Genomic DNA, 18379 nt, shown 5'->3' on the forward strand with positions numbered 1-18379 from the left:
TGCTCGCATTTCCCGAGCAATACACAAGCTGCTCACTAAAAGGTTACGCGAACACTCAAGCGATACTGCCTACCCGTCTTGAATTCGTTATATACTTTACTTGTGTCCACACTGCTGTCTTTTTGTGGATTACCTTCATCAAGCAAAACTCGCTCGCCATTTGCATCCAACTCGCCAAAAAACAAGGCTTTTGAAGTGATGAATGAGCGCGTGGTATCGTCAGTCAGATTGAGCGCATGGAAGCTAAAACTGAGATGTTCGTTAAAATCATAGTTGGCACTGAAGTCAAGTCTATTGGTTTCATCTCTCCATCTCGCAATAGTGCGCGATTCAGAAACAAATTGAATTCCCGTATACCGGTTAGCTAAGCGCAGCTCAATACCATCTTTTTCCCAAAATACGGTAGCGTTCGCACTGTGCCGTGGCGTAAACGCTTGTGGCAGGGGTGCGAGGAAAGTACCAGTATTCTCAATAAATTCAGGGTCATTTTCAGAATCTTGGAAGGTATAATTGAGCTGCACACCCAAACCAGAAAAGGCACCCGGTAGTTCCGAGAAGGTATCAACGTAACTCAGCTCAAAACCTTGTGTAACGGTCTTTTTACCATTTCTTTCTACGCCAATATCTACCTCATGGCAGCCAAAACGCCAGATACCCGTATTTTGCCTAGATATAAAGCGTTCAGGACTACAACCGTCTGCCGGTGTTTGCCCATTTGGCGCAATCAACAAATCACTGACTTCTATGCTTTCAATGTCATATTGTTCACGTATATCTTTGTAATAAAACACATCGTTTACGCGCTGCAAAAAGTCTTTCATATCTTTTCTGAAAAGCGCAATCGACGCTAGGCCAGTATCGTCAAAATACCACTCAAAAGAGAAATCCAAATTATTTGATTTAAGCGGAACCAACTCAGCACTTCCGGCACTACCTCGGCCTCTTTCACCCCAAATATTTTCACTGATGAACGCACCTGGTACTACAGCGTTGAAGCGCGGTCGAGCCATTGTCCGAGAAGCAGCAAAGCGCAGAATAACTTCATCGTTTAAGGCGTAATTGACATTTAAGCTAGGAAGCAGCACAGAATTATCTGAAGCTCCAGACGTCGCAAAGTTACGTTGCCAGTTTTGCGCAATTTCAGCGCCGGTAAACTTATTTAAGAAAGGCACATCGACACGGTTAGTGGTATTGTCAGTCCACGCTCGAAGTCGCCATTCGCTTCGCGGCCCAGAATAGTTATCAAAATCTGGGTGCGTATTTAGTGGATCATTGCGGTCAATACTAACCACATTGCCGGCATCGTCATACGTCACTTGAAGCAGGTGTTCATCACTAAAGGGGTTTTGTAGTATGCCGTTTTCATCGTATACCGGCTGCCAATTATCAGGGAAATCTGGCAACATGCGTCCATCGAACAAATGCGTGACCAATGGCTGATAACATCCCCCAGTTTGCACCGGCAGCTCTGGGAAGGTATTACAATTTGGTAACGAAGTATTCGCTAATTGTTTGCGATACACCAAATCATATGGCACTAACACGTTGTTACTATTGTTATAGTTAACAGTCGTAAAAGAGCGAGACTCGATGTCTGTCTCCACGTAGCGCAAACCCACGTTACCCGTCAATCTAGAATCCATTAAGGAAAAGTTGAATTTTAAGTAGGCCGACTGATTGTCTTGTTTAACGTAGTTAGAACCTGCTGGATTAGGGATCAGAGATACATTGTCTAAATTAAATGCAATCGACAAGGCCTTTTCTGGGTCGATCAAGCCCCAACCAGAGCTAAGAGGAAACCCTTCGGCAGTAACGCCATTTAAAAAATTATTTACAGGAAACGCGTCCGAACTCAAAAACTCCGTGACACGAATAGTCTGTGGCTCACTGCCACCAAATACTTCTTGTCCTTCTTCATTAAATACGGGTACTGCTGTACCGGTAAGACTTTGCCTATCGATTAACACATCTTTTTCACGGGCAGAGGCTTTATAACCAAACTCAATCGTTGTTACTGGTCCCCAATCGACATCCCAATCAAAATCCACGAACAATGACTTGTTAATGTCAGTATTGTCATTGTTATACATGTTCAAACCACTCAAGTGGTGAATATGCAGATCGAAAGGGTTAAAAGAGGTCTCAGTCAAAAATATTGCACGCTCCGAGCTTGTGCCTGGCGGCAAAGAAGCAATGGCATCCCCAAACACAATCGTACAAGGCCCGCCAGAACAATCATAACCTGCAGGCTGAACATCGGCACCATCTACATGGCTAATGTCCCCAGGTAAGGTAAACCATGTGCCGGTACCTGCATCAATGTTGCGCACGGTATTGTCGGTCGTCTTAGAATACCCTGCGGTTAAGTCCATTCTAAAAGTATCACTAAAATCTTGCGTGATCTTTAAGGTTGCCACATTGGTTTCTAGATCTTTTCCTCCAATACCTCTGTTCATACTACCACGGACACGCCTACTCGTATTTTTAACCAGAACGTTGGTGTCTGTGTTAATCGTATACCAATCTACAAATGGGTCTCCATCTTGTCCCTCGGGTCCCCCGTCTGCGAGATTCGTGTTGAATCTTAAACCATGCCGATCCTCCCGAATCTCCTGTTTGGTATGGCTCAAGTCAAGTTGAATATTGGTATTCTCGAAAGGAATATACTCGATTCCCAAGGTAGCCGTTTTTCTGTCTCTTTGGTTTAAATTCAAGAAATAGTTATTATTGGTACGCGTGAATACATGATAGTCTTGAGTGGTCGGTTGCCCTGTTTTTAAATTTCTGGCTTCACCTGCTCTGAATAGGGGTTGCACCTCATCTTCATTATATGATGCAAACAGCGTATCGTTGCGCGTTGATTGAGTTTCAGTCGCAGCCGTTACCAATATACCGACTGTGTCATCAAGAAATTTTTCAGAAAATGAAAAACTTATTTTTTCATCACTTTCTTCAGAAAAATCATTGTATCGGCCTTGAATGGTGATTGATCGAATCGGCTTTTTAACCGAAAGAGGTTTGGCTGTCCTCAAAATCACGTTTGCCCCCAACGACCCTTCATCATGGTCTGCAGAGGGTGTTTTAATTACATCAATAGATGAGAGAATATCTGAAGAAAACGAACTTAAGTCTACCGATTGATCAAATCCGGCATCGCCATTACTTCCTGTCAATCCACTGGTAAGCGCCACTCCATTTAAAGATATTTGATTTTTATCTGCACCGGCTCCTCTCACCGATATCCGCGTTCCCTCGCCATCGGCCTCTTGGATGGATACGCCGGTAATCCGAGACAAGGCATCACCAATATTTTGGTCTGTTGATTTACCAATGTCTTCAGCGTGGATTGAATCCACAATGCTACTAGAAAACCTCTTTTGATTAATCGCTTTCTTTAAGCTGCCTTTGAAACCTTTTACGTTAATGACTTCAATGTCAGCATTTTCTTTGTCTTCTTCATTTGCATCCGTAGCTTCTTGTGCATAAGCATGAAACGAAGAAAGTATAGCAATAGCAACTAAGCTTAATTTGCATTTACTTATCATGGAACAATTCCTCATCCTCGCAATTATTTAAGTGGTTCCAAAAACTAATACAGACTAAATACCTCATGTGTGCGTAATTTAGTCTGCTAGACCCATTGGAACTTCCCACCTCAGAGAGTTTGGCTGCAGGCCTTTAAAAGTAAGAAGGATTGCGCTTACCCTTTTTCTATAGTAGCTAAGTTAATTTACAAAGATCAATATGATTATTAACATAAAACACACAATTAACTTACGTTAATTCGTAAGTTACATTACGCATACAAGGCTAAAAGCGCGGATGGTGGTAAGTGGTTTGAGGCATGCAGAATACGCATTGCCGGATGATTTTCGCATGTAGTGACGATCTCTTTGCTTAACAAGCCAGTCAAGTCCAAGAAATTTATGGCTGTTAGCAGGTGTGGTTTGTTTTTTTAGTCTGGCTACAGACAGTAGGGTTTGTAACAATTTGCATTTAGCACTATATACTGGCTTCGAGTTTATCAATGCGTTTTTTGATTCGGCTTAAAGCAACAGGTGTGATGCCGAGATAAAGCGCAATATCGCGCTGCGTCAACGATGCTAATAGCTGAGGTGATGTGTTACAGAACGATTTGTAACGCTCTTCAGCTGATAAAGAAAGAAACTCATACTCACGTCGCTCTTTTTTAACAGACAATCCCATTAGTATCGTAATCACCTTTTGAGCCACTTCGTGAGAGTTTTTCACCGCATCGATAAGTTGGCTGAATGGCAATTGGATCAGTTGTGAGTCTTGTAAAGCAATGACATTAAAGGTGCAAGCCTCGTGAGTATGCATCGCGCCTAAATTACCTATAACATTGCCAGATTGAATAAAAGATTTAATCGTTTCCTTGCCGTCACTGCCAATGTAGTAAGCCTTAAGTAAACCTTGTTTCAAGAAATATAGACTGTCATCGTTGTCGCCTTGACGAAAAACATAGTTATATTTGGGGCAAACAATCGGCTTACCAGCCTTATTAACAAGATCTTCAAAGTTCATGTTTTATCCAAATTATTAACCTAGGTTAATGCACTCATCAGCAACTTCACCATAATGATGCCATCGAAAACACAAAATTAGTAATTGTTAAGCAGGTATCATTATGTTCTCCACAAATTTGAAAACACTTGAAAATAAAGTGATTATTATTACTGGAGGAACGTCTGGCATTGGCTATGAAATAGTACGTTTATTGGCACCTAAGAATACCGTTATGGTTATTGCCCGCGCAAGTACACGGTTAGATAAACTGAAAAGTGAATTCTCTTCCGTAGAGGTATTCGCCGCAGACTTATCTAAACCAGAGCAGTATGAGAACCTTGCTGCCCAAATTTTACATCGCGTAAACACGATTGACGTATTAGTCAATAATGCCGCCGTTCAATATACACCCACTTTTTTAGACGAGCATTTTTCTTACCATAGCATAGAAAGCGAAATTAACCTGAATTTTAGGTCAATATGCGCACTTAGTTATCTATTATTGCCCGCTTTGCAACATGACGAGCCAAATATACGAGAATCAGCCATAGTCAATATCAATTCTGGCTTGGCATTAGCACCTAAATCAAGCTCTGCAATTTATTGCGCAACCAAAGCCGCTCTAGACGTCTTTTCACAAAGTTTGGCTTATCAGTTAGCACATTCCAACGTGAAAGTAATGCAGGCCTTTTTACCCATAGTTGATACACCCATGACCCGAGGCAGAGGGGAAAATAAGCTCTCTGCAAACCTTGCTGCCCAAGCCATTGTTAGTGGTATTGAAAAAGGTCAACTCGTCAATGATGTTGGCAAGGTGGCCTTATTGCGAGTGTTATTGCGTGTTGCGCCTAGTATCGCCAAAAAAATAATGAAGAGAGCTTAAGCCATGAAACCAAACATTTTTCAAAGATTAATGATGACTTTACTGTTACCTGTGCTGTCTGCACCGACTTTATCTAAATCTACAGCAAGCGCGATACCAGCGAAAGAGGTGACGGTTCGTATTACTAATATTGACGTGAAACGCTCTGGCAGCATTACCCTTATGCTATTTAGCAACACAGGCTTTCCAAAAGACCATAATAAAGCGGTAATGATTGATAAGAAAACCGCCTTACAATCAACGCTCGAATTCCCCGTTAAAATCAACTTAGAGACATTCGCTCTAAAAGTACTACATGACGAAAATGATGACGGCCAAGTTACCAAAAACTGGACAGGCATCTTACCTGCCGAAGGACTAGGCTTTTCAAATGGCGCCAAGATACGATTTGGTCCGCCTTCGTTTAAAAAAGCCAAGTTACGTTTAAACAATATTACTGACACGATCAATATCGCTCTCATCTACCCATAGGATCCAGATATGAAGTCTTTATTAAAAGCCATGCTTGCTTTGGCGCTCTGTTTTGCTAGCACATTTGTTCTACTTAACTTTTCTGGCCTTGTTACGGTCGAAAAAATCGAATCATGGCTAGCCCATGCCCAAACAGTGAATCCAATATTTGTTGCAAGCTTGGTGAGTTTTTTGCTGTTTATCGATTTGTTTATTGCCATGCCGACGCTTACTGTCATGATAATCGGAGGCTATTTTCTTGGATGGCAGCTAGGCGCTTTCTCGGCGATTTCTGGTATCTTATTAGCGGGCATTTGTGGGTATGGATTGAGTGCAAAATATGGAGACAGAATAATTGCACTTATAATTAAAGATCCCCTTAAACGAACGGAGGTGACCAAAACATACCAGCAGCACGGCCCAGTCATCATATTGCTATCTAGGGCTGTGCCTATTCTGCCTGAAGTGTCAGCTTGTATGGCAGGGATGACAAAAATGCCGTTTGGAAAATTTTTAGTATTTTGGCTGATTAGCACCGTCCCTTACGGTCTCATTGCAACGTACGCAGGCTCTATCAGCACGCTAGAAAATCCCAAACCAGCTATACTAGCCGCCGTAGGGCTTACCAGTGCAGCTTGGTTTGGCTGGTTTATGTTCAAGCAGCTCAATCGACAAAAGTAGGCCTATGGCGGTGTTTTTTTACCCTAGCGCGTCTAGTAGAAATTAAGAACAACATCATAAACCAAGGTAAAAACATGCTCCCCCCAGAAGCATTCCCTTCTGCTTGTGGTGTCGCTTGAGTAGATGGCGGTTCAGGCGGTGTGGGTGCCGTGGTTGGTTCAGGAGGTGTTGGCTGAGCATTACCAAAATCAATCACCGGAATTTCCCCACTAAAGGTAATATCTAAAAATCTAAACATACCCGCTTTAATATCGATCGTTAGAGGCATAGCCTGATTGACGCTGTAGGTCTCTTTGCTCAGCAAGTCACTTACTTCCGCAGGACTTATCGTATTGAAGTGCACAATCGCTTGCTTGTCAGAAGGGTTGATAAAACCACTATCAATCAGTGTCAATCGTATATTCTGAGGGCCACTTTGAGCTGCTACCCATGCGACATTTCCAGAAACATTAATGGGCAAAAGTGAGGCAGCATTTTCAATTTCATCTTTAATCGTATTTGCATATGTAGTTGCAGCAAAAGTTTGCGTACCATCAGCAGAGTAATAATGCCGTCCATCGGTATAATATTCTTTCAAACCTTTTTGATACATTGGATGCATCAGATCTGTAAGCTCAAGACGAAACGTTGATTTTTGGGCAAATGCGCCGGTTTGAGGTGGCGTGATCAATACCAAGCCATTGGGATAAGGCGGTAAGAAATTCAATCGCCGTTCGCTGACACCTGCAGCATAAGTAGAGAAGTCCCACGTTGTTGTCGGAGAGCCAGGCCAGCTGCCATTTAAACGCGAAAACACCATGGGATTGTCACGTTCCTCTTGAGCATTATAGTAACTCGTCCATTTCACATCGTTGCCCTCTTCTAGGTAGCGCTGGTCAGGCGGAGCCATGCTCAAATGAACAGGCGATAAACTAATGAGTTCTTCTCGACGAGGCAGGTAAATAAGACCTTTTGCAAGCATACTCCAGAACAAAGACATGTAATTTTGATCAATAGGAAAATTGTCAAAACTTCTCGCGCCCAATGAGGCCGCATAGATCATTTGTCTTAAATAACCATTTGGTAGCATTTGGTGCGAAAACTGCCGAGTACGGTCAAAACTTGTGCTATCACGGGCCACTCTTGCGCCCCATTCGTCTACCACCCCGCTCACCCAAATACCTGTTCTGGCGGCAACGCTTAATTCCATAGATTTGTCTGTTGTTTCTTCCATTGCAGGAATAAACACATCCCTAAACTCACCCGACATCAGACGTGACCATGCTGGTTGATAGACGATCGACTGCCAAAACGTATGTTTGTTTCGCAAAAAGAATTTGGTATTACGACTTCTGCCATATACAGCATGAGGATAGATAAGATCATTGACCATCCATTCGGCATCTTCGTCATAAGCTTCTAGCTCAGGGTAAATCAGAATACTCTTTTTGCCATTTGCGCGATCCATTACTTTCTGGATAGTGTCAGGTGAAAACATGTAGGGGTCATTGCCGTGTCCTGCCCAAAATGATACACCATTTGGGAATGTATAATTTGGTGCCACGATATCGTCTAAAAATTCCTTTTGACTTAAATCGTATTTACGGCGTCCATCTCGTCTATCTCGATACGCCTTATTTTGCATACCTGAGCGATCCCAGTCCTCTGCCCGAGAAGTCCAAAATGATTTTAAAAATATCGGTGAATCATAGTTTTCCTCAATGTCTACATAAACGTCCCGCGCCACACCTGACAAAGAACTAGTGTTCTCAGACATCAACCAAACGGCTTGTGCTTGTTGCTCCCAATCTGGTTTAGAAAAAGTCATCAGTTGCTGTCGAGTCATGCTTGAATTTGCGAGTATTTGTGAGATGTTTCCAGGGGGTACCAGCGCATGATATTCATCCTTCCACGCTGGATCTTCAATGTCTAAAACATGAATTGCCGAACCTCCACTCTGTGCACTTGCTAGTACAAACTTATTTTGCCCCGCAAACTTCCACATATCGTTATAAGAGTATCTAGAGCTAATAACTTCCACTTTACTGGGATCAAGTGACTGTGGGGTAATCAGTACTCTTGAGCCATACAGCGTAAAGAAATGGGGAGTACCGTCTATATCAACCATTTCTGTTTGACTTACTCGATAGCCAAAACGATCAATGCCACTTCGAATTTCAGATATTTTAAAAATATTCTCAGACTGAGAATTGAGATCAAAGACGTTAAAACCCGCATTGTCGATTAGCGAAGAACTCCCCATCATTGCCTTATATTCACCAACTAGGCTTACAACTCGCAAATCCCCTACCACTTTATTGCTTAGTGATTTACTGCGAATCGGCGTGGTTGCATTTGGCAAAAATTCATACAGTGCGCCAGAACCAGCAAGCGTATGGATAACTCCATGTAACAGTAGGCGATCAGTGCCATCTGACTGCGGGAATGGTCGCAAAAAGTTGACTGTATGGCGGTTGTTATCGGGTTTTCGTCCTTGTCCCCAAGGCCGCAAAGTTGAATAGCTAGAAGAGGGTACTTCAGTCAACAGGTTTCCATCGGCATTTAACCAATAAAAACTTAAGTCATAGCCACCAGCTGCAATGTATGCTTGCTCTTGCCCTCTAATAACGGTGACTGCATTCATTGGGACGTCGTTGGGTTTGAATGTCCATTGCGTTTTTCCCGCACTATTCAGGGCGAAGATACTCCCATCAGCATTAGCGATATAAATTTCGCTTTTGCCGTCATTATCGATATCTTGTACCCATATGTCGTGGTTCATAAAGCCCGACAAGGCATTCTTCCATATGATTTCACCCCGAGTATTTAGGGCTAGTATCGCGCCTTCATAAGTACTTGCAATTATGCGGTCTTCACCATCATGCAAAGTGTGTCGAACTTTTGTTATTGTGTGACCAACATCGAAACTTTTAATTGCCCGCTGAGCATAGACATGATTAACAGCAAAAAAAACATAACAAATAAACGCAAAGCTAAAGTAAACCTGCTTCATGCTATATCCTTATATTTGTGCAACCAGTAAACATGCGTTTATTGGTTTGTGTGTTGTGTGCAATCTCACCAGTGTAAATATCTAAATTGAACGAAGTAAATACCTCAAAAACACTTTTTGACTTGTGTTTTTTCGTTGCGTGTTTTGCTTTGTCTGTTTGACAAAGCGATGACAGCGCGATGGATATTATTTGGCTATACTTGCTCGAATAATATACTCTGACTGGCTATAGTATTGAAAATTCAGGTATTCATTGGAGCCGTATCATGCCGATAAAGATGAAGTTATCACTATTCTTTGTACTCTGTAGCCTTAGTTTACTGATGCTGGGAGCTTGTCATGTAAAAACACCACATGAATCAGTTTTAGCAAATAAATTTACAAAGCCTAACATCGTTATTTTTTACGTGGATGATTTAGGTTTTGGTGATCTCAGCGCTTATGGCGCAACCGCTGTATCAACACCAAATATCGATAATTTAGCTAAAAATGGGCTGCGCTTCACAGATGCACATAGTACCGCTGCAACCTGTACACCTTCACGATATTCACTGCTCACAGGTGAATATGCTTTCAGGAAAGGAATAAGAATATTGAGAGGTGATGCGGCAATGGCAATTGATCCGACGCAAGCAACCCTACCCAAGTTACTGCAAAAAAACGGTTACCAAACTGCTGTCGTGGGCAAGTGGCATTTGGGCTTAGGAGATGGCAAAGGACAAATAGACTGGAACAAAGCGATTACTCCTGGACCACTTGAAATTGGTTTTGACTATAGTTTCCTTATCCCTTCAACTGGCGATAGAGTTCCTTCCGTTTACCTCGAAAACCGTCATGTTGTCAATTTAGATCCGAGTGACCCCCTTTACGTCAACTACACAAAAAAAATTGGCAGCAGACCAACCGGCTATGAAAACCCAGAGCTACTCAGACAAGGCGCTGATATGCAACATGACAAAACAATCATCAACGGCATTAGTCGAATAGGTTGGATGCAAGGTGGAAAAAGTGCAGAGTGGGTAGATGAAGATTTTCATACAATAAAAACTGACAAAGCCAAGACCTTTATAAGCGACAATGCCGACAATCCGTTTTTTTTGTATTTCTCATTTCATGATATTCATGTGCCACGTTTACCCAATAAAATGTTCCAAGGAGCAACGGACATGGGTATGCGTGGAGACGCGATAGTCCAAGTAGACTGGATGACTGGTCAAATTGTAGACCATCTAAAAGCGCTAGGATTACTTGAGAATACGCTAATTATTTTTAGTTCTGACAATGGTGCAGTCCTGACCGATGGGTATGACGACGACGCCCTAGAATTAGTTGGTTCGCACAAACCCAATGGGCCTTTTCGAGGCGGCAAATACAGTGCTTTTGAAGCAGGTACTCGTGTTCCCTTTATTGTTCACTACCCCAAAAAGGTTAAGCCTGGGGTGAGTGATGCTTTGTTCGGACAAATAGACTTGTATGCTTCTATTGCTACCTTGCTAACTAGTGAATTGGCGAGCACTGAGGCTATTGATAGTGAAAATCACTTGGCTACTCTTTTTAGCGCCAATAGTGAGGGCAGGCAAACCTTAATAGAAGAAACACCATTTAACCTCTCACTTCGCGATCGGCATTGGAAATATATCCAAGCAACAAACAATCGAGCTAGCTTCGTCAAAGAAAATAAAAACATAGAGGCAGGTGTAGCAGTATTCCCTCAACTATACGACCTTAATTCTGACATTGGGGAGCTAAACAATTTGGCACCCATGATGCCAGCCCGCATCGCGGAAATGGAAAGTAAACTCCTAGCCATTAAATCTAAAACATCTAGGTAAATAAATAGCTTAATGAGCACTGAATAGTGCTCAGTTTTATAGTGCTTTAGTAATGCGTAACTTTTAAACCTGAAAAGTGAGCCAAGGTACCAGGGCCTATCCATAAACCAATGTTTCCACTCACATCGCCTAGTTTCAAGTCATTCACTATGAGACTAGGTTGTTGCTGACCATTCACATATAGCTTAGCAGTCTTACCTTTTACGACAAGCCGGTATTTAGTCCACTCGCCAGGAACAAGATCGGTGTAAGCTTCATATTGACCTGGGTTTTCCTGCCTCAATTTAAACCATGGATAGTTTGGTGAAGAGATGTACTGAATGGTTCTGTTTCTGCGTAATTGATCATTTGCACGCGCATTGGTAGGACGTAAATATATGGCTTCGAATTTGGTCTTATCTGGAGATATTCGAAACGCAAAACCAACAAACCCTCTTGCCATGGCGTGAGCGTCTTTACGAGGCTGGCCTGACAACCATAGCTCTATCTCTCCATCTTTAAATTTCACTCCTTTCAAAATTGCGAATTTGTCATCCTTGTTGTCCGCAACCATAGAGGACTTAACGACTTGAATTGATTGTTTGGCCTTGTAGTTTACCTTCGAAATTGAGGTCTTGTTTGGCCTTGTAGTTTACCTTCGAAATTGAGGTCTTGTTTGGCTCCAAGTCGTCAATGTCAATAGTCTGCGCAAATGGTGATGTAGTCATGCATAACCAATATAAAAATCCGATCAAATAAGCTGCCCTCATGTTTTTTCCTTTTGTCGTATAACGAACTCTGTTGTGATGTAAAATCGGCCTCAATGAGCATTGAGGCCGAAGCAAAATACCTCAAGCCCACTCATAGTGGCTTCAGAAAAACCGTTTGATTTTTCTGTATTTTTTTGTACCAGTTCTTTCTCAAGATATTGCCTTGCTAGTCAAACGACTTAGCAAGCCATAAGCCAATATTTTCACTCATAAAAACAAACACTTAAAAAAATCAAAATGAGCACATGTATCGTTTTAAAGGACTAACGTGCGTTTATGAACAATAAGCAATCCCATTTATTACTAAATTTGTAATAATAAATTATATTATTAGCCAATTATTTCTTAAATAACTTAACCTAGAATCATCTCAGACCTTAAAACACAAACAAACGAGGAAAAGAGATGCGAATTTCACACTACAAAACAATTGTATTTAGTTTTTTGACCGCGATATTAGCGATGAGTGGAGTAAGCCAAGCAACGGAAGATTTTGACCGTGTTCGCTATGGCTATGAAAAAGTTGATGGTTTAGATATTTTCTATCGCGAAGCAGGTGATCCATCAACAACAAAACCTGCTCTTGTGCTATTACACGGGTTTCCATCGTCGTCACATCAATACCGAGAACTTTTGGCAAACTTAGGTGATGATTTTTATTTGATCGCACCTGATTATCCGGGATATGGAGACAGCAGCTTTCCCAGTAAGGAAGAATATACCTATACCTTTGACAATATTGCAGAGACGATGGATAAATTCTTGATCCAACGTGGATTGAATCGCTATGTGTTGATGATCCAAGATTTCGGCGCCCCCATGGGTTTGCGTATAGCAAGCAAACACCCGAATAGGGTTGCGGGATTAGTCGTGATGAATGGTAATGCCTACGAAGAAGGGATCGATAGAAAAGGTTGGGGAAAAGTGGTCGATTATTGGCAAGAAAGAACCCCAGAATTGGAAAAACACATCATTGACAACGTATTTTCATTGGAAGGTTTTAAGTGGCAATATACTCATGGTACACGCAAGCCAGAGGCTATTTTACCCGACAACTGGAACTTGGATTACATGAAGATGTCTCGCCCTGGTCAACACGAAATTCAGCTTGGTATGTTTTATGATTATCAAAACAACATAAAAAAATACCCTGAATGGCAGCAATATTTAAAAACCAATCAACCACCTACGTTGCTAGTTTGGGGGAAAAATGACGCGTTCTTCCCAGTGGCGGGTGCCGAAGGTTACAAGCGTGATTTAAAAGATATCGACTACAATATTCTTGATACTGGGCATTTTGCACTTGAAGAAGAGGCGCCTTTTATAACCAAGAAGATACGCGAGTTTATGAATAAGAAATTTAACTAAAGAATGATAAAGATGGTGGGTCGTGCTGGATTCGAACCAGCGACCAATTGATTAAAAGTCAACTGCTCTACCAACTGAGCTAACGACCCATCATTGAACATTGCGCTTGCAACGGCGGCATATAATACTCATATAAGTGCGCAGTGCAAGTCTTTAATCTGTTTTTTTACAAAAATAAATTTAATTGCTTGGAAACTATACAACTAAGCATACCGGCAGGTCTAATTACCCGCCAGTTGCTCATTAGCTAGGCGAGCGGGTGTACTGTCTGGGTACTCGGCTACGACCTTTTGGAATTGCTGATTAGCGGTAGATAAGTCACCTGATTGTTTGGCTATCATACCTAACTTTAATATAGAATCGGCGCGTTTAGGCGATTGAGTAAAGTTATTGACGACTTGCTCAAATGCATTCTTTGCCTCTGACCACTCTTTTTTGTTGTACAAGAGTTGTCCCAGCCAATAGTAAGCATTATCGGTGTATTCGGAATTTGGGAACTGCGTTAAAAACGTTCTAAACGCCGGAATAGCCGCTTCGTAATCGCGTTGCTTTAAAATTAAGTTTACTGCATTTTGGTAGGCACTTTGTTCGTTGCCAGCCACAGGTGAACTCGGCAATTGAGTAGCCGTAGTGCCACTATTATTATTAATCCCCGAAGGAAACTGACTGGCTACTTGCTGACTTTGTGTTTGCAGCGCAGAGAAGCGATTGTCAATTTCTAAAAACAACTCGCGCTGTCTCTCGAGAATTTTTTCTAACTGATGATTATGCAGTTCAATTGAGCCTCGTATACCATCGACATCACTTTGCAAAATATCTAGCTGTTCTTGCATGCGTTGTTGATTTGAGGTTCGAGACTCTACAATGCGTTCCAATACTGCTAGCCTCTCTTCCACAGCTGATACATCTACATCACTCAACGAAGAAGTTGAAGTGCTGGGGGTAGTTGTATCACTTATATCCACAACGGGTGCTTGCGCTAGGCAAACACCCGACATGATAGACAGGACCAGTGTACTTACAAGTTTTCTATGCATAAGTGACTATTGATAAACAACCACTGCACGACGGTTTTGAGCAAACGCGTACTCAGAAGCACCCATAACCGCAGGCTTTTCTTCACCGTAAGAAACGACAGACATTTGTGAGCTGCTCACACCGGCATTTAAGAAAAAGGTTTCTACGGCTTTAGCACGACGTTCGCCAAGTGCAATATTATAATCAGGCGTACCACGACTATCTGTGTGACCTTCGATTACAATTTCTTGACTTGGGTTTTTCACTAAGAAATCTGCGTGTTTTCTTAACACTGATTGGAACTCAGCTTTAATTGTAGAACGGTCAAAATCAAAATAAACCGTTTGTTGAGCTTCAAGCGCTGCTTTTTCTTTTTCCATTAACGCTTTTGCCTTGCGGAGCTTATCTGCCGCAGCAGCTTCAGCACGCGCTTTTTCAGCTTCGGCTGCTTTCTTCGCTGCTTCAGCTTCTTGCGCAGCAATGGCTGCTTCGTTTGCTTCGGAAGCTTGCTCTTCATCAGGAGAAGCACAGGCCAGCAACGTAAGTGCAGGTAAAGCAATTAATAGAGATTTTAGTTTGTTATTAGTAAGCATGCTTATTAGTCCTTATTTTGGTAATTACTACTTATAATAAAAATGGTGACCAACTCGGCGATTTCACCTGCCCATCTGTTGCAGGTAATAAAGCCTTGAATCTGCCATCGAGTGAAACAAGTGATAGCACTTGTTTACCCTCATGCAACGTACTGTATATAATCATACTTCCGTTTGGTGCAATACTTGGCGATTCATCCAAAAACGTTTTTGTTAACACCAGCATGTTACCCGTCGATAACTGCTGCCTAGCAATATGATAATTACCTTGAGTGCGATTGACCACTACTAAATTTTGATTATCGGGGGTCACCGACGCTCCTAGGTTCATATCACCTTCAAAAGTCAGGCGTCTTGGACGCTTAGTTGCTAAATCTACGCGATAAATCTGCGGTTTACCACCCCGCTCCGAACTAAATATGATACTTTTTCCATCTGGCGTCCAAGATGGCTCAGTATCAATTGTTCGGTTTCGTGTGATTCGTTCTAACTTTCGAGTGGCCAATTCCATGACATAAAGTTCTGGATTACCGTCTTTAGACAGCACCATAGCAAGCTTTTTGCCGTCAGGTGAAAATACGGGTGAACTGTTAATTCCTGGAAAATCCGTGATGAGTGTTCGCTCAGTCGTGTAAATATCTTGAATATATATTTGCGATCGCTTGTTTTCAAAACTCACGTAGGCCAACTTGTTGCCGTCAGGCGACCATGAGGGAGACATCAAGGGTTCTGGCGAAGACAATAAACGCGTTTCGTTAGCACCATCGTAATCTGCAATTACGAGTTGGTAAGGTAGAGGATTCGTCGCGCGATCACGCACCACTACGTATGCTATACGTGTAAGGAAAGCCCCTCTCTCTCCCGTCAAGCGTTCGTATATAATATCGCTCATTATATGCGCGTACTGACGAAAGTCCTCGCTTTGGATATTTTTTTCTCTTCCTTCAATGATGTGGTCTTTGCTGAGTACCAATTTACCATTTACTAGTGCTCTCGATTCACCGCCAGTGATTTGCGCTCTGAGCACATCGACGAGTTCAAAGCTAACCTTGTATGTGTCTGCTCCGGCCGGTTCGATACTGCCAACGACCACTGTATCAATGCCTCGGTTTGCCCAAGCATCGTAATCAACTTCTTCGTCAGTGCTCGGAAATTGCGGCATATCTGACAAGCTGATGGGATTAAATTTACCACTTCTAAGGAGGTTATTCTTGATCACATCACTTAGGTTTTCTGGCAGTACAGTATCACCTGTCCATTTAAATGGCACAATAGCAATAGGGCGCGCGTTGTTAACGCCCTCAGTAATCACAATCTCTAGTTCTGCAGCTCCCCTTGCGCTAATAGCTAACAAAAAGAAAATAAAAAAGTATGAAAAATAGTTAGCGCGTCGTATCATCGTTTAAAGTTTTACCGTTAATTTTAAAGTTTTCATTTGTTCAAATACCTGCGGGTCTTTCGACACAGGTAGAGTCTCGGGTCTCAATACAGCTGATTGTGATGCTCGGCACAAGGCTGCGTCACCACCTTCAATTCTAGTGTCAATAACTAAGCCATTAGACGCCAGTTTCACCGTAATTCTGCACTCTTTACCTTTAGCGCTGTCGTCCACAAATAAGTTCTGATAAATGGTTTGGTATATCAGCGCTCGGTATTTGTCTAATTCGCTCATCACCCTTTTTTGCTGAGCTTCAGCGATCGCGGCCTGCTCTTTTGCCAGCTGCTCTGCCATTTCTTTTTCTAAGGCTTCTTGTTGCGCTTTCTCTTCTGCTACTCTGCGCTGAAACTCGGCTTCTTCTCGTTTAGCTCGTTCCAGTGCACGCTGTTCTTCTTGTCGCTTTTTTTCTTGTTCAGCTTTTTTTCGCGCATCAGCCTCACGCTTTTTTCGCACCGCTTCTTCTTTTCGTTTACGTTCCTGTTCTAGTTTGCGCTTGCGCTCTTTCTCTTGCTGTTGTTTTTTTATTCTATCTAAACGCGCTTGTTCTTTTTTGCGTGCCTGCGCCTCGGCTTCCTGCTGTTTCTTTTTCTTATCCGCTATCGCTTGGGCATCAATAAATACAGCTTTTATCGGTTGCGCTTGCGCACTTGACACCAATGTCTGTTGCTTATCAAACGACACGCTCACAACAAGTGCTAAAACTAGCACAACATGCAAACCAAACGATATCCACAGTGCCTTTTTTTCTTTCACGCCTACCCCTGATTAGGATCAGTCATTAAGCCGACAGACTCTGCACCGGAGTTTTGTAATAAGACCATCATATCAACCACTTTTTCATAACTGACACTTCTATCACCATTCACCACTACGGGTGTTTGTGGTGCTATTTCAAGTCGAGTCTTTACTAGCGCAGCGACCTCTTGAGCTTGCATTGCTTGCTCAGGATTGTCGCCCACATTCAAAAAGTATTGCCCCTCATTGCTGATCGAAACAATCAATATGGTTTCTTGCTCAGTTTCCAAAGTCTGCGCTTCAGCTTTTGGCAAATCGACTGTGACTCCTTGCGTGACCACTTGCGCCGTAGCCATAAATATCACTAACAACACCAACATCACGTCGATATACGGCACCACATTAATTTCAGATACGCGTTTCCGGCGGCGACGAATATACATTTCTAACCTCGTTTAGCGATGCTCTGACGATGCAAAATGGAAGAAAACTCTTCCATAAAATTACCATATGCATTTTCTATTTTTTCGACTTTGGTGCTAAACCGATTGTAAGCGACCACGGCGGGGATAGCGGCGAACAAGCCAATTGCTGTAGCAATCAAGGCTTCCGCAATACCTGGTGCAACCATCTGCAAGGTCGCTTGTTTGACTTGTCCTAATGCAATAAATGCATTCATGATTCCCCACACCGTGCCTAACAAACCGATGTAAGGGGAAATTGACCCAACCGTGGCTAAAAAAGGTAATCTGGCCTCTAACCCGTCGACTTCTCGCGACATGGCAACTCGCATTGCTCGATAGGTACCGTCCATTATAGATTCGTGCACCGTACCAGCGGCTTTATGCAAGCGCACATATTCCTTAAAGCCTGAGCAAAAAATGAGAGAGCAGCCAGACAAACCCTCTTGTTGGCTGTATTCACCGAATAATTGGTTTAAGTCGGCTCCCGACCAAAATTCGTCTTCAAACGCATGCACTTCTTTTTCTGCTTGCGAAAGTGCGCTGTTTCGCTGAAAAATAAAAGCCCAACTAACAACAGAAGTACCAAGTAGCAACAGCATTATTAACTGCACCACTGGGCTAGCCTGTAAAAACAAGCCTATGATTGACAT

General features: G+C 42.4%; 15 protein-coding genes and 1 tRNA gene. 5 read left to right on the forward strand and 11 right to left on the reverse strand.

Annotation, left to right across the window (positions count from 1 at the left end; translation table 11 throughout):
• Positions 1-35: 35 nt before the first annotated feature.
• Together ACFOHL_RS04090 and ACFOHL_RS04095 are read right to left on the reverse strand one after the other, a co-directional pair.
• Entirely contained in the window at positions 36-3545 is a 3510-nt protein-coding gene (locus ACFOHL_RS04090) for a TonB-dependent receptor domain-containing protein (RefSeq protein ID WP_376918914.1), read from the reverse strand.
• Positions 3546-4002: 457 nt separating this feature from the next.
• On the reverse strand, positions 4003-4545 hold the full coding sequence (locus tag ACFOHL_RS04095) for a Crp/Fnr family transcriptional regulator (protein WP_376918915.1): 543 nt from the start codon (positions 4543-4545) through the stop codon (positions 4003-4005).
• Between the two features lie 103 nt (positions 4546-4648).
• On the opposite strand from ACFOHL_RS04095, the gene ACFOHL_RS04100 reads away from it, so the two are divergent.
• From ACFOHL_RS04100 to ACFOHL_RS04110, 3 genes are read left to right on the forward strand one after another with little or no spacing between them, the layout of a single operon-like run.
• Positions 4649-5410: an SDR family oxidoreductase gene (locus ACFOHL_RS04100; protein WP_376918916.1), complete on the forward strand. Its 762-nt coding sequence runs from the start codon at positions 4649-4651 to the stop codon at positions 5408-5410.
• 3 nt (positions 5411-5413) lie between these two features.
• Complete coding sequence (locus tag ACFOHL_RS04105) at positions 5414-5881, forward strand: DUF2141 domain-containing protein (protein WP_376918917.1); 468 nt, start codon at positions 5414-5416, stop codon at positions 5879-5881.
• Positions 5882-5890: 9 nt separating this feature from the next.
• Positions 5891-6541 (forward strand): TVP38/TMEM64 family protein, encoded by a 651-nt coding sequence (locus ACFOHL_RS04110; RefSeq protein ID WP_376918918.1) that lies wholly within the window; start codon positions 5891-5893, stop codon positions 6539-6541.
• Here the strand turns inward: ACFOHL_RS04110 and ACFOHL_RS04115 are convergent.
• A complete protein-coding gene (locus ACFOHL_RS04115) occupies positions 6525-9533 on the reverse strand; it encodes a hypothetical protein (RefSeq protein ID WP_376918919.1) in 3009 nt (1002 codons plus the stop codon). The genes ACFOHL_RS04110 and ACFOHL_RS04115 overlap by 17 nt on opposite strands.
• A 266-nt stretch (positions 9534-9799) precedes the next feature.
• On the opposite strand from ACFOHL_RS04115, the gene ACFOHL_RS04120 reads away from it, so the two are divergent.
• Positions 9800-11365 (forward strand): sulfatase family protein, encoded by a 1566-nt coding sequence (locus ACFOHL_RS04120; protein ID WP_376918920.1) that lies wholly within the window; start codon positions 9800-9802, stop codon positions 11363-11365.
• Between the two features lie 46 nt (positions 11366-11411).
• Here the strand turns inward: ACFOHL_RS04120 and ACFOHL_RS04125 are convergent, their stop codons facing one another.
• The gene (locus ACFOHL_RS04125; RefSeq protein ID WP_376918964.1) at positions 11412-11972 is read right to left on the reverse strand and encodes a family 16 glycoside hydrolase; all 561 of its coding nucleotides are present in this window, start codon (positions 11970-11972) and stop codon (positions 11412-11414) included.
• Between the two features lie 547 nt (positions 11973-12519).
• On the opposite strand from ACFOHL_RS04125, the gene ACFOHL_RS04130 reads away from it, so the two are divergent.
• Positions 12520-13482, forward strand: a complete 963-nt coding sequence (locus ACFOHL_RS04130) for an alpha/beta fold hydrolase (RefSeq protein WP_376918921.1) — start codon at positions 12520-12522, stop codon at positions 13480-13482.
• Positions 13483-13495: 13 nt separating this feature from the next.
• Here ACFOHL_RS04130 and ACFOHL_RS04135 read toward each other — a convergent pair.
• From ACFOHL_RS04135 to tolQ, 7 genes are all read right to left on the reverse strand, one after another.
• A tRNA-Lys gene (locus tag ACFOHL_RS04135) sits at positions 13496-13571 on the reverse strand.
• Between the two features lie 132 nt (positions 13572-13703).
• On the reverse strand, positions 13704-14519 hold the full coding sequence (gene ybgF, locus ACFOHL_RS04140; protein ID WP_376918922.1) for a tol-pal system protein YbgF: 816 nt from the start codon (positions 14517-14519) through the stop codon (positions 13704-13706).
• A 6-nt stretch (positions 14520-14525) separates the two neighbouring features.
• Entirely contained in the window at positions 14526-15092 is a 567-nt protein-coding gene (pal, locus tag ACFOHL_RS04145) for a peptidoglycan-associated lipoprotein Pal (RefSeq protein WP_376918923.1), read from the reverse strand.
• Positions 15093-15123: 31 nt separating this feature from the next.
• Positions 15124-16491 (reverse strand): Tol-Pal system beta propeller repeat protein TolB, encoded by a 1368-nt coding sequence (tolB, locus tag ACFOHL_RS04150; RefSeq protein WP_376918924.1) that lies wholly within the window; start codon positions 16489-16491, stop codon positions 15124-15126.
• Between the two features lie 3 nt (positions 16492-16494).
• Positions 16495-17283, reverse strand: a complete 789-nt coding sequence (gene tolA / locus ACFOHL_RS04155) for a cell envelope integrity protein TolA (protein WP_376918925.1) — start codon at positions 17281-17283, stop codon at positions 16495-16497.
• A gap of 2 nt (positions 17284-17285) precedes the next feature.
• Complete coding sequence (gene tolR, locus ACFOHL_RS04160) at positions 17286-17708, reverse strand: protein TolR (RefSeq protein WP_376918926.1); 423 nt, start codon at positions 17706-17708, stop codon at positions 17286-17288.
• Between the two features lie 2 nt (positions 17709-17710).
• Positions 17711-18379, reverse strand: a complete 669-nt coding sequence (gene tolQ, locus ACFOHL_RS04165; protein ID WP_376918965.1) for a protein TolQ — start codon at positions 18377-18379, stop codon at positions 17711-17713.

Origin of the sequence: Agaribacter flavus (assembly GCF_042646125.1) — a bacterium.
In the GTDB taxonomy this organism is placed as follows: Bacteria; Pseudomonadota; Gammaproteobacteria; order Enterobacterales; family Alteromonadaceae; genus Glaciecola; species Glaciecola flavus.

Excerpts from the sequence above, each read along its gene's own strand:
- ACFOHL_RS04090 (WP_376918914.1), bottom strand. The coding sequence starts at position 3,545 with ATGATAAGTAAATGCAAATTAAGCTTAGTTGCTATTGCTATACTTTCT.
- ACFOHL_RS04095 (WP_376918915.1), bottom strand. The coding sequence starts at position 4,545 with ATGAACTTTGAAGATCTTGTTAATAAGGCTGGTAAGCCGATTGTTTGC.
- ACFOHL_RS04100 (WP_376918916.1), top strand. The coding sequence starts at position 4,649 with ATGTTCTCCACAAATTTGAAAACACTTGAAAATAAAGTGATTATTATT.
- ACFOHL_RS04105 (WP_376918917.1), top strand. The coding sequence starts at position 5,414 with ATGAAACCAAACATTTTTCAAAGATTAATGATGACTTTACTGTTACCT.
- ACFOHL_RS04110 (WP_376918918.1), top strand. The coding sequence starts at position 5,891 with ATGAAGTCTTTATTAAAAGCCATGCTTGCTTTGGCGCTCTGTTTTGCT.
- ACFOHL_RS04115 (WP_376918919.1), bottom strand. The coding sequence starts at position 9,533 with ATGAAGCAGGTTTACTTTAGCTTTGCGTTTATTTGTTATGTTTTTTTT.
- ACFOHL_RS04120 (WP_376918920.1), top strand. The coding sequence starts at position 9,800 with ATGCCGATAAAGATGAAGTTATCACTATTCTTTGTACTCTGTAGCCTT.
- ACFOHL_RS04130 (WP_376918921.1), top strand. The coding sequence starts at position 12,520 with ATGCGAATTTCACACTACAAAACAATTGTATTTAGTTTTTTGACCGCG.
- ybgF (WP_376918922.1), bottom strand. The coding sequence starts at position 14,519 with ATGCATAGAAAACTTGTAAGTACACTGGTCCTGTCTATCATGTCGGGT.
- pal (WP_376918923.1), bottom strand. The coding sequence starts at position 15,092 with ATGCTTACTAATAACAAACTAAAATCTCTATTAATTGCTTTACCTGCA.
- tolB (WP_376918924.1), bottom strand. The coding sequence starts at position 16,491 with ATGATACGACGCGCTAACTATTTTTCATACTTTTTTATTTTCTTTTTG.
- tolR (WP_376918926.1), bottom strand. The coding sequence starts at position 17,708 with ATGTATATTCGTCGCCGCCGGAAACGCGTATCTGAAATTAATGTGGTG.
- tolQ (WP_376918965.1), bottom strand. The coding sequence starts at position 18,379 with ATGTCAATCATAGGCTTGTTTTTACAGGCTAGCCCAGTGGTGCAGTTA.